A 14633-nucleotide genomic window follows, 5' to 3' on the forward strand; every position below is an offset into this window, starting at 1 on the left:
GCTCAATCCTTCACGAACAATTGACGAGGCACATTGCACAGCGTCTCGACGCCGGTTTCGGTGATCAGGATGCTTTCGGTGATTTCCAGCCCCCAGTCGTCCATCCACAGTCCCGGCATGAAGTGGAACGTCATGCCCGGTTGCAACACGCTGGTGTCGCCGGGGCGCAGGCTCATGGTGCGTTCGCCCCAATCCGGCGGATAGCTGATACCGATGGGATAGCCGCACCGACTGTCCTTGTGGATGCCGAACTTCTCCAGCACTTTGAAAAACGCCACGGCGATGTCGCCGGTGGTGTTGCCCGGTTTGGCCGCGTCCAAGCCGGCGGCGATGCCCTCGACCACGGCTTTTTCGCCGTCGAGGAAATGCTGCGGCGGCTTGCCCAGGTAGATGGTCCTCGACAGCGGGCAGTGGTAACGCTTGTAGCAACCGGCAATCTCGAAAAAAGTCCCGGCGCCCTTCTCGAACGGCGAGTCGTCCCAGGTCAGGTGCGGCGCGCTGGCGTCGGCACCGGTGGGCAGCAACGGCACGATGGCCGGGTAATCACCGCCATGGCCGTCGGCCCCGAGAATGCCACTGCTGTAGATCTCGGCCACCAGTTCGTTCTTGCGCATACCCGGCTCGATCCGCTCCAGAATCCGACCGTGCATGTTTTCGACGATGCGCGCGGCGATGCGCATATAGGCGATTTCCTGCGGGGACTTGACCGCCCGCTGCCAGTTCACCAGGCCCACCGCGTCCACCAGTTTGGCCTGAGGTAAATGCTTTTGCAGCGACAGGTACGCGGCGGCGCTGAAGTAATAGTTGTCCATCTCCACGCCAATGGTCAGCGCGCCCCAGCCACGGGCAGTGATCACTTCCCGGGACAGGTAATCCATGGGATGACGTTCGCGCGACTGCACGTAGATGTCCGGGTAGCCAATGATGTTATCGGCCTGCATGAACACCGTGCGTTTGGCACCGTTGGCATCCTGGCCGCGACCGAACCACACAGGCTCGCCGTCCAGTGCCAACAGCACGCACTGGTGCACGTAGAACGACCAACCGTCGTAGCCGGTGAGCCAGGCCATGTTCGACGGATCGGTGACCAGCAACAGCTCCAGGCCCTGGACCTGCATGGCCACGCGGACCTTCGCCAGGCGCTGGGCGTATTCCTCCCGCTGGAACGGAAGATTGACGACTATCTCTGACATCCACCTGCCCTCTGATCAATGACGCACGAATAAAAGATCGGTCAACGACCGAATGGAAACCCCTTGCCCGCCGCCCGCGCCCGCTCGAAAGCCAGGTTGGCGATGGCGGTGTCCTGGGCGCCGGTGCCGGTGAGGTCGCACAAGGTGACTTGCGCCTCATCGGTCCGCCCGGCCCGCTGCCCCGCCAGTACCTGGCCCAGCTCCAGCAACACCGACTCATCGCCGACGACACCGGCCGCCAGGGCGTGATGCAGTTCGCCCAGCACGCGGGTCTGGCTCAGACGATCGGCGACGTAGCAATCGACGGCTGCCAGGGCTTGCGGGGAAATCTCGTTCTTATGTTCCGCGTCCGAGCCCATCGCGGTGATATGCAGGCCCGGATGCAGGTGCCGGGCTTCGATCAGCGGTTCACGACTGGGGGTGCAGGTGATGGCAATGTCCACGCCTTCCAGCGCGGCGTCGACCGTTGCGCACGGCGTCACCGGAAGCCCCGTGTCACGCGCCAGTTCGGTACTGAAGGCCTGGGCCCTTTGTGCATCGCGAGCCCAGACCCGCACCTCTTCGATGGGCCGCACCAGCCGCAGCGCCTGGAGCTGCAACGCCGCCTGTTCACCGGCACCGATCAGCGCCACGCGGCGGCTTGCCTCACGAGACAGGCAGCGCGCCGCTACTGCGCCCGCCGCCGCCGTGCGCACGGCTGTGAGGTAACCGTTGTCGAGTAACAGCGCCTCCAGCAAACCGGTGCGCGCCGACAGCAACATCATCATGCCGTTGAGGCTGGGCAGGCCGAGTTTCGGATTATCGAAGAAACCCGGGCTGACCTTGATCGCAAACCGCTCCAGGCCCGGCAGGTAAGCGGTCTTCACGTCCACCTCACCGTTATGTTCGGGGATGTCCAGCCGCAGGATCGGCGGCATCGCCACAGCCGCCGTCGCCAGCAGCACAAAGGCCTGTTCGATGGCGTCGATGCTGGGCAAGTCGAGGGCTACGCAACTGCGCAGATCCGCTTCGCTCAATAGGGTGACTTCACTCATGGCTGGCTCCGTTGCGGCTGAGGGTTATTGATGGGCCCCGGCGATCACGCGGGCATGTTGCGCGGTGTCGACGTTGCGCCCGCTGATCACCAGCACAATGGGGCCACGCGGTTCGATCAGGCCGTCGAGCAGCGCGGCAATGCCCACCACGGCAGCGCCCTCAAGCACCAGACGTTCCTCGTGATAGGCGTGGCGCAAGGCATTGGCGATGGAAGCTTCTGAAAGCAGGTGCAGGTCATCGCTCAGTTGCCGGGTCATGTCGAAGGTGTAGCGGTTGTCCAGGCCGATGCCGCCGCCGAGGGAGTCCGCCAGCGTCGGCAGCTCTTCGACTTCCACCGGATGCCCGGCGGCGAGGCTGGCCCCCATGGCGGCGCCTCGGGCCATGCTGATGCCATGCACCTGAATCGCCGGACTCGCACTTTTGAGCGCCAGAGCCACGCCGGCGAACAGGCCGCCACCGGACAACGGCACCAGCACCTGGGCCACGTCCGGCTGTTGTTCGAGGATCTCCAGGCCCAGCGTGCCCTGACCGGCGATGATCGCCGGATGGTCGAAAGGCGGCAGGAAGGTCGCACCCTGTTCTCTGGCGATGCGTTCGGCTTCGCGCTGGGCATCGTCCTGGGACTGGCCGACGATGCACACCTCGGCCCCCAAGTCGCGGATCGCTTGCACCTTATTGGCCGGCACCAGGTTCGACAGACAGACAATCGCCTTGACCCCTTGCTGCGAAGCAGCATGAGCCAGCGCACGGCCGTGATTGCCGGTCGATGCGGTGACCACCCCCAGGGCCTTTTGCTCAGGGCTGAGCTGGGCCACGGCATTAGTCGCGCCGCGCAGCTTGAAGCTGCCGGTGACTTGCAGGGATTCGAGCTTGAGGTACACCGCCACGCCCATCAGCCGTGACAGGCTGGGGGAATGCTCCATGGGCGTACGCCGCACCCGCGATTCGATGCGCTGGCGAGCGAGATAGACATCCTGTAGCTGCAACACTGCCATGACCGCGTCCCGAGCTGATGTGTTGGGCGCAGTCTAAGAGGGCTGGATTGTGGTGATGAATGTACTAGGGCAATTTAATTCGCGCCCGTCGGCAAATGGAGTGCAGCCCCCTGTGGGAGCGAGCCTGCTCGCGATGAGGCCACCACATTCAACATCTCTGCTGACTGTCGCACCGCTATCGCGAGCAGGCTCGCTCCCACAGGGGATGTGTTGTCCAGAGATACGGCACCTCAGAAATCATGGATCTGCGGGTATTGGTTGAAGATGTCCCGCATGCCGATCAGCGCATGGCGCATTTCCTCATCGCTGCATTCGGCGCCTACGCAGACCCGCACCGCACGCGGTTTGGGGGTGCCGCGCACGGTGAACGGGTCGGGAGAGGTCACGGCGATGTGCTTGTGTCGTAGCGCCCGCACCAGGCTGTCCACCTCCCAATGGGGCGGGATGCCGATCCAGGCGTTCAACGCGTGGGGATGCTGGCCCAGCACGTGCTCGCCCATGTACTCCGTCACCATCGCCTGACGCCCCGCCAATAGCCGGCGCTGCAAATGCACCAGCGACTCGGCACGCCCATCGCGGATCCAGCGCGCGGCAATCTCCGAGACCATCGGCGTGGCCATCCAACTGTTGACCCGCAGGATGCTCTCGGTGCGTAGCGCCAGGCGCTTGGGCACCACCAGATAACCGATGCGCAGCCCCGTGAGCACCGACTTGGTCATGCTGGTGCAATAAAACGACAGCTCCGGCAGGTAGTGGCTGATGGGCGGCGCACGGCGCTCGTCCAGCAGCGGACCGTATACGTCGTCTTCGATGATGTGCACCCCAAAGCGCCGGGCAATCTCGGCGATTTCCCGGCGGCGGGTGTCGGGCATCAAGCTGGTGGTGGGGTTGTTCAGGTTCGGCGTGCACACCAGCGCGGTGATGCGCTCGTTGCTGCACATGTCCTCGAAGTGTTCAGGATCGATGCCATAGCGATCCATCTCCAGGCCCTTGAGGGTGAAACCCAGCACCTGGGAATTGCCGATCACCCCGTGGTCGGTCACTCCTTCGCAGAGCACCACATCATCGGGCCCCGCCAGGGACGCGAGGGCGAGAAAGATCCCATGGGCCGCGCCGTTGGTGATCAATATGTCGTTGCGATCAACTTTCAACCTCTGGCGGCCGATCCATTGGGCGGCCGCTTCGCGATGGGATTCAAAACCTGCGATCGGACGAAAAGCATGAATCCACGGCTGGTCTTCTTCGGTGCTCAATTCAAGGCAGGTGTCGCGCCAGAACTGGTCGTGCTCGCGGGTGTGCATGATTCGCGTGATGGAAAAATCCACCAGCGCGCGCTCGGGGCTGTCGAGAATGTAGGTCGCGACCCGATCACTCATGCGTCGCGAAACGAAGCTGCCGCGCCCCACTTCACAGCGCACCAGCCCCTGGCGCTCCAGCTCCTTGTAGGCATTGGTGACGGTCTGCACGCTGATGCCCATGGCGTCCGCCACTTGCCGTTGCGGCGGCAGGCGTTGGTCATTGGCCAGGGCGCCCTGCTCGATATCGTCAGCAATGGCCTGTACCAGAATCTTGTATTTGGACTCACCGCTGCGGGCGACTTCCAAGGCTGATTTCCACTTATCCATGACGCTGCAACCCGCATGTGTTCTGGTGCGCACAGCATCCCGCGGCTATCGCGGCAAAGCAATTGTCCTAGTGCAATACAATCGGTGCCGGGGCTTTTGTATGCTCGGTCCAAGGTCGTCATCCAGGCGGGTTCACCCCCCGACAAAAAAGCCGGATCGACCTGTACCGGCGCCGTTCCCGATTCCAGGCCAAGGCCGGATCAGCCGCTGTACGCTTTGCTCTTGTACCACTGCCTCCTACCACAGAGCCGTCCAACGACGGATCCACAAGAAACAGGAGATTTTATCGATGAGCAATTTCCTTCCCGTCACCAGCGCGCCCCTGCGTCGGCTCTTAATGACCTGTGCCGTACTTGGCCTGGCCGGCAGCGTTCACGCCGCCACCCTCGATACCGTCAAAAGCAACAGCAGCATCCGGATCGGCTACGCCAACGAAACCCCGTTCGCCTTCACCGAAACCGACGGCACCGTGACCGGTGAATCGCCAGAAATCGCCAAGATCATCTTCGCCAAAATGGGCATCCAGCAGGTCAATGGCGTGCTCACCGAATGGGGCTCGCTGATTCCCGGGCTGCGCGCTGGCCGTTTCGACGTGATTGCCGCCGGCATGTACATCACCCCGGCGCGCTGCAAGCAGGTGTTGTTCACCGATCCGCAATACCAATTGCCCGATGCCCTGCTCGTGGCCAAGGGCAATCCCAAGCAACTCCACAGCTATGAAGACATCGCCAAACAACCGGACGTGAAGCTGGCAATCATGGCCGGCACGGTGAACCTGGCGTACGCCCGGGATTCCGGGGTCAAGGATGAACAGATCCTTCAGGTCCCCGACACCACCGCGCAGTTGCAAGCGGTGCGCGCCGGTCGCGCGGACGCGGCCGTCGGCACGCAACTGACCATGAAGGGCCTGGCCAGCAAGGGCGGTGACAAGGTTGAAGCGATGACCGAGTTCAAGGACGACCCGTCCCACATCGGCTACGGCGCCCTAGCTTTCCGCCCCGAAGACAAAGACCTGCGCGATGCGGTCAATGCCGAGCTGAAGAAATGGCTAGGCTCTGAAGAACACCTCAAGGCCGTTGCGCCGTTCGGTTTCGACAAGTCCAACGTGACCAGCAAAACCGCGGCCGAGCTCTGCGCTCAGCCATAGCCGAAACAGGCATGACGCGCGCTGCGTGATGCCTGTTCCCTGCTTCATCGGATATCGGGTTGAACCATGGGCGAATTACTTCCGTTATTGATTCAAGGGGCCTGGGTCACGCTTCAGGTGACCTTTTTCGGCTCGCTGCTGGCCATTGTCGCTGCGGTCCTGGCGGCCCTGGGACGACTGTCACCGTGGCGAGCGCTGCGCTGGTTTTCCATCACTTACATCGAAGTGTTTCGGGGCACGTCGCTGCTGGTGCAGTTGTTCTGGTTGTTCTTCGTGCTGCCACTGCCGCCGTTCAACATCGAGTTGAGCCCCTACGCCGTGGCGATTTTCGGCCTGGGCCTGCACATCGGCGCGTATGGTGCCGAAGTCATGCGCGGCGCCATCAGCTCGGTCGCCAAGGGGCAATACGAAGCCTGCACGGCGCTGAATTTCAGCGGTTTCAAGCGCTTCAAACGGATCATCCTGCCCCAGGCCCTGCTGGCGGCGATCCCACCGGGCACCAACCTGCTGATCGAATTGCTGAAGAACACTTCGCTGGTGTCGCTGATCACCTTGTCCGACCTGAGCTTTCGCGCGCGGCAGCTGGATCAGGCAACCTTTCAGACCCTGGAGATCTTCAGCCTGGCGCTGGTGATGTATTTCATCCTCGCCCAGGCCATTAACCTGGGCATGCGCCATGTCGAACGACGACTGAGCCGGGGCCGGATGCGTGGAGGTCTGTCATGACCCTGTTCGACTGGTCCTACGCCGCACAGATCCTGCCGGACTTGCTGCGCGCCTCGCTCAACACGGTGGGCATCACCCTGATCGGCTTTCTGATCGCGATTGTCCTGGGACTGTTCCTGGCAATTGGTCGGCGCAGCCGAAAAGTCTGGCTGTCATGGCCGGCCACCGCCGTGATCGAGTTCATTCGCAGTACTCCGCTGCTGATCCAGGTGTATTTCCTTTACTACGTGCTGCCTAACTACGGCTTGAGCCTGACGGCCATGCAAGTGGGGATCCTGGGTATCGGCCTGCACTACGCCTGCTACATCGCCGAGGTCTATCGCAGCGGCCTCGACGCGGTGCCGCGGGCGCAGTGGGAAGCGGTGACGGCGCTGAACATCGCTCCGTACAACGCTTACCGCAACATCATCCTGCCCCAGGCGCTGCGGCCGATCATACCGCCGCTGGGCAATTACCTGGTGGCGATGCTCAAGGACACGCCGGTGCTGTCGGCGATCACCGTGGTGGAAATCATGCAGCAGGCCAAGAACATCGGCTCCGAGCATTTCCGTTACCTGGAGCCGATCACCATGGTCGGCCTGTTCTTTCTCGCCCTGAGCCTCGCCTTGGCCTGGCTGGTACGGCGCCTTGAAACGCGCATGGAGCTACGCTAATGACTTTACCCCTGTCCTCGCCCACCGATTTGTCCCGGCGCAACACACTGGCGTCGCAGCAGGAGGCCCCGGCCATGCAAGATCAGACACCGTCCCGGCCGATCGTGAGTTTCCAGGACGTGACCAAAAGCTATGGCAGCTTTACGGTACTCGATCATCTGAACCTGAACGTCGCGCCCGGTGAAAAAGTCGCGATCATCGGCCCCAGCGGCTCGGGCAAGTCGACATTGTTGCGGGTGTTGATGACCCTGGAAGGCATCGACCAGGGCCAGATCCGCATCGAAGATGACTCCCTGACCCACATGCCCAATCGCAACGGCGTGCTGGTGCCGGCCAACGACCGGCACATCCGTCGCGTGCGCGGCAAGATCGGCATGGTGTTCCAAAGCTTCAACCTGTTTCCCCACATGACCGCGCTGCAAAACGTGATTGAAGCCCCTGTGCAGGTGCTGGGCATGCATCCCAAGGAAGCCCGCGAGCGCGCCGCCGATTTACTGGAACTGGTGGGACTGGGCAGCAAGCTCGACCATTACCCGTCGCAGTTGTCTGGCGGCCAGCAGCAACGAGTGGCAATTGCCCGGGCGCTGGCGATGCGGCCGAAAGTGATGCTGTTTGACGAAGTGACCTCGGCACTTGATCCGGAATTGTGCGGTGAAGTGCTGAATGTGATCCGCAAGCTGGGGGCCGAGCACAACCTGACCATGTTGATGGTGACTCACCAGATGGGCTTCGCCCGGGAATTCGCCGACCGGGTGTGCTTTTTCTACAAAGGGCAGATCCACGAACAGGGCACCCCGGCGCAGATCTTCGAAAACCCGCAGCAGGAGCGTACGTGTGCGTTTTTGAGTGCGGTGAAAGAGGCGAATTGAACCCAAGTGAACACTTTTGTGGCGAGGGGATTTATCCCCGTTGGGCTGCGAAGCAGCCCTGAAATCAAACACCTAGGTGTGTCAGTCCGATTGAGTGGACAGCTTTGGGGCTGCTTCGCAGCCCAGCGGGGATAAATCCCCTCGCCACAGGGTTTGGTGTCAACCTGAAGGGAAATGACAGCCCAAAAAAACGGGGGCCATGTTTCCACGCCCCCGTTCATTTGCAGCCCAGCGGTTATGGGTACTGCTGGTAAGTCTGCCCCTGCTGCGCCGGCGCCCCCTGATATTGCTGTCCAGGAATCGCCTTGAGGTTGACCTCGACACGACGGTTCTGCGCGCGGCCATTGACGTCGGCATTGCTCGCCACCGGATTGTCCGGGCCGGCACCGCGGGCCGTCAGGTTGGCGCCACTGACACCTTGGGAGGTCAGATAGGTCGCCACGCTCTGTGCACGACGTTGCGACAGATCCATGTTGTGCTGGCGGCTGCCGGTGCTGTCGGTGTAACCCACGATTTCGATCTGGTTCTGGTTGAACTCCTTGAGGGAGTTGGCCAGGTTGTTCAGCGGCTGGTAGAAACTGGACGCGATGTTCGCCGAGTCGGTGGCGAAGGTGATGTTGCCCGGCATGATCAATTTGATCTGGTCACCCTGGCGCTGCACTTCCACGCCGGTATTGGCCATGCTGGCACGCAGTTTCTTTTCCTGCTGGTCGGCGTAGTAACCGTAACCGGCTGCGGAAGCCCCCACAACCGCAGCACCGATCAATGCACCCTTGCCACGGTTATCGTGACTGATGGCCGCCCCGGCCAACGCACCGGCCAGAGCACCGAGGCCGCCGTACTTGGCAGTCTTGCTCATGCCGGAGGACTCTGTAGAGGCTTGCCCCTGGTTGTCATAAGGATTAGGCGACGCGCAGCCGGACAGCAGGGCCACAGCGGTTGCGACAACAATCAAGCGACGCGAGGTGAACATGAAGATGCTCCTGGTATTTTGGTTCTGAAGTACCTGAGCTTAGGCTATCGACTCTGGCTGGCGTTGGAACGCAGCATTTGGCAAAAATTCCGTGCGCTGCGTCTCGCCTGGCTTACACCTGCGCCAGGCAGCGGCTCACGCCCCTGACGATCATTTCCACTTCCCGTCCATCGAGCGTCAACGGCGGCAGCAGGCGGATGGTCTTGCCCCGGGTGACATTGATCAGCAGAGCGTGGTCGCGTGCGGCGCAAAGGCTCAGGTCGCGGACCGGCTGCTTGAGTTCGACGCCGATCATCAAGCCCTGGCCGCGAATCGCCAGCACGTTCGGGTTGTCCGCCAGTTCGCTCGTCAACCGATTGAGCAACTGTTCGCCGCGGTGCCTGGCGTTGTCCAGCAAACCTTGCTCCTCGATAATGTCCAGCACCGTGCAACCCACCCGACAGGCCAGCGGATTACCGCCGAAGGTGCTGCCGTGGCTGCCAGGCGTAAACAGTTCGGCGGCTTTGCCCCGGGCCACGCAGGCGCCGATGGGCACGCCATTGCCCAAGCCCTTGGCCAGGGTCATGACGTCCGGCACGATGCCTTCGTGCTGGAAGGCAAACCATTGGCCGGTGCGGCCGATGCCAGTCTGGATCTCGTCGAGCATCAGCAACCAGGCGCGCCGGGTGCACAGTTGGCGCAAGGCCTTGAGATAGCCTGGCGGTGCAAGTTGTACACCGCTCTCGCCCTGGATCGGTTCCACCAGCACCGCAACGATGCGCTCGCCGTGGACCTGCTGGATATTGTCCAGCGCCGCCAGATCACCGAATGGCACCTTGATGAAATCCCCCGGCAACCGATTGAAGCCCAAGCGCACCGCCGGGCCATCACTGGCGGACAAGGTGCCCAACGTGCGTCCGTGAAACGCATTCTCCATGACCACCACCAGTGGCTGCTCGATACCTTTGTGCCAGCCATAAAGGCGCGCCAGTTTCAGTGCGGTTTCGTTGGCCTCGGCACCGGAGTTGTTAAAAAACACCCGTTCCATTGCCGAGAGCTGAGTGAGTTTTTTCGCCAACCGTTGCTGCCAGTCGATGCCGTACAGGTTGGAGGTGTGCAGCAGCAGGCCAGCCTGCTCGCTGATAGCCGCCACCAATCGAGGGTGGGAATGGCCGACGTTGGTCACGGCCACGCCCGCCACCGCATCCAGGTACTCGCGACCGTCCTGATCCCACAGGCGCGTACCCAACCCATGGGTAAAATTCAGCGCCAGGGGTTGGTAAGTGGTCATCAGGCAGGTGGCGGTCATGGCTTCAAGCTCCATCAGGTGGTTTTTTCCAGTATGGTTAGCCACTCCTGATGGATAAATGCTGCTTTACTTCAATCATTTAAAAGCTGAGCTTGATAATGGACCTGTTCCAGGCAATGACCGTTTACGTGAAGGTGGTAGAAACTGGCAGCCTGACTGCGGCGGCCCAAGCGTGCGAAATGTCTACGACCATGGTGGGCAATCATCTTCGTGCATTGGAGCAACGTCTCGGCGTGCGCCTGATCAACCGTACGACCCGTCGTCAGCGCCTGACGGAATTCGGCTCGGTCTACTATCAGCGCTGCTCAGAAGTGCTGGGGCTGGTGGCTGACTCCGAACGCCTGGCCGAGCAGACCCAGGGCGAGCCCACCGGCCTCTTGCGCATCACCGCGCCGCTGACCATCGGTACCGAACGTCTCGCGCCGGCCCTGGCCGAGTTCAGCCAGCGTCACCCGCAGGTCAAGCTCGACGTGGTGCTGACCAACCAACGCCTGGACCTGCTTGAGCACGGCTTCGACGTCGCCATCCGCCTGGGTCATCCAGACCCGAAATGCATCGCCCGCCCCTTGATGGACTACACCCTGACCATCTGCGCCTCCCCGGCTTACCTGGCCCGGCGAGGCACACCGGAAAAACCCGTCGACCTGCAACAGCATGACTGCCTGTCATTCGCTTATCCGGCGGGCGACGAGTGGCGGTTCGCCCAGGATCATTGGCCCATCAACGGCCCGGACGGAGAAATCAAAGTACCGGTGAACGGACCGATGCTGATCAACAGTTCCTCGGGCCTGCACCGCGCCGCCCTGGCCGGCATGGGCGTAGTGATGCTGCCCGACGCGCTGGTGGAGCAGGATTTGAAGGACGGCCAACTGGTAGCGCTGCTGCAGGACTATCAACTGCCTCATCGCCCGATGAACCTGATGTACGCCCAGGATCGCTACCGTTTGCCGAAGTTGCGCAGCTTCGTCGAGTTTGCCTTGGAGAAATGGGGCAAACCCCAAACCCCAGCCGAATGACAACGTAGGAGCTGACGAGTGCAACGAGGCTGCGATCTTTCCCCAGACGCTTGAATCCCAAGCGAAAGATCAAAAGATCGCAGCCTCGCTTCGCTCGACAGCTCCTACGCTCAAGGTATCGCCTCCGCTAGTACCCCTCGCGCCCCATCGGCTACTCTTCATCCTTGGACGAGCACTTTGATATCAAGGCTGATTGAGGAAACGACGATGGGCGACGCCTCGAACATCGATATGCTGCGCCTCGACCTGTCCGGTCTGGACGAAGGTGTGCTGCACACCATCCTTGAGCTGGTCAGCGATGGCATCTGGGACTGGAACGCCAACACCGGGTTCGTCTACCGCAACCCTGGCTGGTACACGATGCTGGGGTATCCGCCTCACTCACTCGATAACACCGTGCTGACGTGGGAAAGCGTGATCCATCCCGATGACTATCGGCAGGTGATGGCTTTGTTCGACGACCACCTGCAACAACGCGCCCATCACTACCAGGCCGAATACCGCTGTCGCATGCGCGACGGCTCCTGGATGTGGATCGAGGACCGTGGCTATGTGATCGCCCGCAACCCCGACGGCACCGTGGCGCGCATGATCGGCGCCCATCGCAGCATTGACGACAAGAAGCGTTTGTTCGAACAACTGGAACAGCGCAACAAATCGCTGGAAGCCGTCATCCAGGAGCGCACACTTGAACTGTCCCGGGTCAACCGCCAGTTGCAGATCCAGCTCGACGAAAACCGCAGGCTTGCCGAAACCGACGCCCTGACACGGGTTGCCAACCGTTATCGCCTCGAACAGGCCCTGCCGCTGGCCTGCGAGCGTGCCCAGCGTTTTCGCGAGCCATTGTCACTGATCGCCATGGACGTCGATGACTTCAAGGACATCAATGATCGTTACGGTCATGCTTTCGGCGACGCAGCGCTGGTGCAAGTGGTGCAAGCCGTTAAACGCTGCGAACGCGACGGCGACTTGCTCGCACGCTGGGGGGGTGATGAATTCATCATGATTTTGCCCAATACCTCCCTGGCCGACGCCTGCCTGATGGCTGAAACCATTCGCCGGAGTCTGTCCGACCTGCTGCCGGTGGGCGATTTCCAGGTCACCATGAGTTTTGGCGTGGTGCAGCAACGTGAGGATGAGCCGCACACGATGCTGCTGGACCGGGCGGACCAGGCGCTGTATCGCTCCAAGGTGGCCGGCAAGAATGTGATCTGCCAATGAAGCGTACCTGAACAACAAATGCCGACCTGCCAACGGTTCAACCGTGACAACGCCGCCCGGGTCCAATAGATTAGGCGACCGGAAAAAAGCTCAACGCCTTTCTCGCCTCATCCAGCTAACAGAAGTAGTGAAATTTCAATGTCCGATTCCAATACCGCTGAATCCGTAGTCACCCTGTCGTCCAAAGCGGAATACGAAAACTCCATCAATCTTTCACAGCATCTGCCTCAGGCCAAAAGCATCAGTGAGATGGTTCTCGATGCGTTCCAGTCGAACCGCGAAAGCGACCAGATCCGTGAGCTGCGCAACGCCATCCGCCAGGCCCATGACGCGTGCGACGATGACAAGGCCTACGAACTGATGGGCCAGCTCAAGCAGCTCAAGGACGCCGAAGCCGCCGATTTCGCAGCATTGGAAGACCTGAGCAGCCGCTTTCCCATCAGCCGTATCCTGTCCAGCTACAAGGATGACCCGACCTTCCAGGAACTGGTTTATGGCCTGGCCCTGAAAGTGCTGAACCAGACCCACCAGGCCATCAGCAATCCGAGCGGCAGCAAAGGCAAGGCTTCGCGGCCCAAGAAAGAGGCCGAAGTGTTTGTCATCAGCAAGGACGGCATCAGCGTCACCCTCCCCTTGCGCACCCCACGCTCCAAGCCGAACGTCGACCGTGAGGCCTTCGAATTCCTGGGCTTCAGTTTCGTTGGCGAAGGCGACCAGGCCGAGCTGGAAAATGACATCTTCCTGGACAACGACGGCACCGAACAACCGGTCACCCGCAAAAGCATCGTCACCGCCCTGCAACAGCAGAAAGCGTTCGACGGCTATAGCATCGCCCAGCAATAAGCCTTCTTGCTCGGCGGTGATCAGCCCGCCGCCAATACCTGTGGAAGCGGGCTTGCTCGCGAATGCGGTGGTTCACTTGCGTCGATGCTGAAAGTGCCAGCCTCATCGCGAGCAGGCTCGCTCCCACAATGGATCAGCGGCGTTCGCAGATTATGTGCTCGCCATAGCACCTGTGGGAGCGGGCTTGCTCGCGAAGGCGGCGTGTCAGCCGCCATCACCGTCAACTGACCCACCGCCTTCGCGAGCAAGCCCGCTCCCACAGGAACATCGGCAGCCCGGGCAATGCTCATGAAAAAGCCCCGCGCTTCTCTCGAAGGCGGGGCTTTTTCATGGAGAGGAGCTCCTCAAACAGCTGCGAGCCGCTCGACCATATCTGGAAACTTCTCGACCAGCCTGATCAGAAGAGCTGCCTGGGCGTTGGGTTTGGACTTCTCCTGCTCCCAGTTTCTAAGGGTGCCAGGACTGGTCCTGATGCTCTTGGCAAAAACGGCCTGAGACATATGGAGCTTGTCGCGCAACGCTACGATTTCTTGCGCCGACACCTCGGGAACCGGCTTGTCTTCGATCGATATCTGACGAAGGGTAATCTTGCCCTCCCGTTGAGCGGCCATCTCCCCGACGCCTTGCATCATCTCGGAAAACAGATCACGTTTATTCATAAGGTACCTCGTGCTTTCAACTCTGCTTCTATGGCGCGCTTGAGCGTCTTCTCTTGCTCGGAGGTCAGGTTTTCCAACTCGTCCTTGTCATAAATCGCGAACATCCAGAACTGACGATCATTCATGAGCCAATAGTAAATGACTCGCAACCCACCTCGCTTCCCTTTGCCACGACGTTCATCGAACCAGCGCAGCTTACGAAAGCCGCCAGTACGTGGCATGACGTCGCCGACCTCTGGATGCTGCAGCATATAGGACTGAAGCCCGCGATATTCATCGTCAGTCAGGTAATGGCCAACCGTGGCGGTGAACGTAGTCGTTTCAAAAAATAGGGTACGCATGGCAGAAACTATAGGCAAATTGCGCACAGTTCAACAAACCAAAATCTAT

The 14633-nt window shown here is 61.1% G+C and carries 15 protein-coding genes; 7 read left to right on the forward strand and 8 right to left on the reverse strand.

What is annotated here, in order from left to right; all coding sequences use genetic code 11:
• Window positions 1-2: 2 nt before the first annotated feature.
• The 4 genes from doeA to BMY45_RS02050 form a co-directional block, all read right to left on the reverse strand.
• Complete coding sequence (gene doeA / locus BMY45_RS02035; protein ID WP_092393858.1) at window positions 3-1193, reverse strand: ectoine hydrolase DoeA; 1191 nt, start codon at window positions 1191-1193, stop codon at window positions 3-5.
• Between the two features lie 41 nt (window positions 1194-1234).
• Window positions 1235-2227, reverse strand: a complete 993-nt coding sequence (locus tag BMY45_RS02040; RefSeq protein ID WP_092393861.1) for a cyclodeaminase — start codon at window positions 2225-2227, stop codon at window positions 1235-1237.
• Window positions 2228-2251: 24 nt separating this feature from the next.
• On the reverse strand, window positions 2252-3223 hold the full coding sequence (gene eutB, locus BMY45_RS02045; RefSeq protein WP_092393864.1) for a hydroxyectoine utilization dehydratase EutB: 972 nt from the start codon (window positions 3221-3223) through the stop codon (window positions 2252-2254).
• A gap of 230 nt (window positions 3224-3453) precedes the next feature.
• Entirely contained in the window at window positions 3454-4848 is a 1395-nt protein-coding gene (locus tag BMY45_RS02050; RefSeq protein WP_092393867.1) for a MocR-like ectoine utilization transcription factor EhuR, read from the reverse strand.
• 289 nt (window positions 4849-5137) lie between these two features.
• Between BMY45_RS02050 and ehuB the strand changes: the two genes are divergently transcribed.
• The 4 genes from ehuB to ehuA all read left to right on the forward strand — a co-directional run bounded on the left by ehuB (window position 5138) and on the right by ehuA (window position 8243).
• Window positions 5138-5995: an ectoine/hydroxyectoine ABC transporter substrate-binding protein EhuB gene (gene ehuB / locus BMY45_RS02055; protein ID WP_092393870.1), complete on the forward strand. Its 858-nt coding sequence runs from the start codon at window positions 5138-5140 to the stop codon at window positions 5993-5995.
• Between the two features lie 66 nt (window positions 5996-6061).
• Entirely contained in the window at window positions 6062-6721 is a 660-nt protein-coding gene (ehuC, locus tag BMY45_RS02060; protein ID WP_092393873.1) for an ectoine/hydroxyectoine ABC transporter permease subunit EhuC, read from the forward strand.
• Complete coding sequence (ehuD, locus tag BMY45_RS02065; RefSeq protein WP_092393876.1) at window positions 6718-7374, forward strand: ectoine/hydroxyectoine ABC transporter permease subunit EhuD; 657 nt, start codon at window positions 6718-6720, stop codon at window positions 7372-7374. The genes ehuC and ehuD overlap by 4 nt, the downstream gene beginning before the upstream one ends.
• The gene (gene ehuA / locus BMY45_RS02070) at window positions 7374-8243 is read left to right on the forward strand and encodes an ectoine/hydroxyectoine ABC transporter ATP-binding protein EhuA (protein ID WP_092393879.1); all 870 of its coding nucleotides are present in this window, start codon (window positions 7374-7376) and stop codon (window positions 8241-8243) included. The genes ehuD and ehuA overlap by 1 nt, the downstream gene beginning before the upstream one ends.
• A 235-nt stretch (window positions 8244-8478) precedes the next feature.
• On the opposite strand, the gene BMY45_RS02075 is transcribed toward ehuA, so the two are convergent.
• Window positions 8479-9216 carry a YiaD family glycine zipper/OmpA-like lipoprotein gene (locus BMY45_RS02075; protein WP_092393883.1) on the reverse strand — a complete coding sequence of 246 codons (738 nt, stop codon included), beginning with the start codon at window positions 9214-9216 and terminating at the stop codon, window positions 8479-8481.
• A gap of 112 nt (window positions 9217-9328) precedes the next feature.
• Window positions 9329-10504 carry an aspartate aminotransferase family protein gene (locus BMY45_RS02080; protein ID WP_092394901.1) on the reverse strand — a complete coding sequence of 392 codons (1176 nt, stop codon included), beginning with the start codon at window positions 10502-10504 and terminating at the stop codon, window positions 9329-9331.
• Between the two features lie 98 nt (window positions 10505-10602).
• Between BMY45_RS02080 and BMY45_RS02085 the strand changes: the two genes are divergently transcribed.
• The 3 genes from BMY45_RS02085 to BMY45_RS02095 all read left to right on the forward strand — a co-directional run bounded on the left by BMY45_RS02085 (window position 10603) and on the right by BMY45_RS02095 (window position 13584).
• On the forward strand, window positions 10603-11520 hold the full coding sequence (locus BMY45_RS02085; protein WP_092393886.1) for a LysR family transcriptional regulator: 918 nt from the start codon (window positions 10603-10605) through the stop codon (window positions 11518-11520).
• Between the two features lie 207 nt (window positions 11521-11727).
• Window positions 11728-12741: a GGDEF domain-containing protein gene (locus BMY45_RS02090; RefSeq protein WP_092393889.1), complete on the forward strand. Its 1014-nt coding sequence runs from the start codon at window positions 11728-11730 to the stop codon at window positions 12739-12741.
• Window positions 12742-12879: 138 nt separating this feature from the next.
• Window positions 12880-13584, forward strand: coding sequence for a hypothetical protein (locus BMY45_RS02095; RefSeq protein ID WP_092393892.1), 705 nt, complete (start codon window positions 12880-12882; stop codon window positions 13582-13584).
• Window positions 13585-13928: 344 nt separating this feature from the next.
• On the opposite strand, the gene BMY45_RS02100 is transcribed toward BMY45_RS02095, so the two are convergent.
• On the reverse strand, window positions 13929-14243 hold the full coding sequence (locus tag BMY45_RS02100; protein ID WP_092393895.1) for a helix-turn-helix domain-containing protein: 315 nt from the start codon (window positions 14241-14243) through the stop codon (window positions 13929-13931).
• Complete coding sequence (locus BMY45_RS02105) at window positions 14240-14584, reverse strand: toxin (protein WP_092393898.1); 345 nt, start codon at window positions 14582-14584, stop codon at window positions 14240-14242. Before BMY45_RS02105 ends, BMY45_RS02100 begins: the two co-directional genes overlap by 4 nt.
• Window positions 14585-14633: the final 49 nt, after the last annotated feature.

It is taken from the genome of Pseudomonas sp. NFACC39-1 (assembly GCF_900110355.1).
Classification (GTDB): domain Bacteria; phylum Pseudomonadota; class Gammaproteobacteria; order Pseudomonadales; family Pseudomonadaceae; genus Aquipseudomonas; species Aquipseudomonas tehranensis.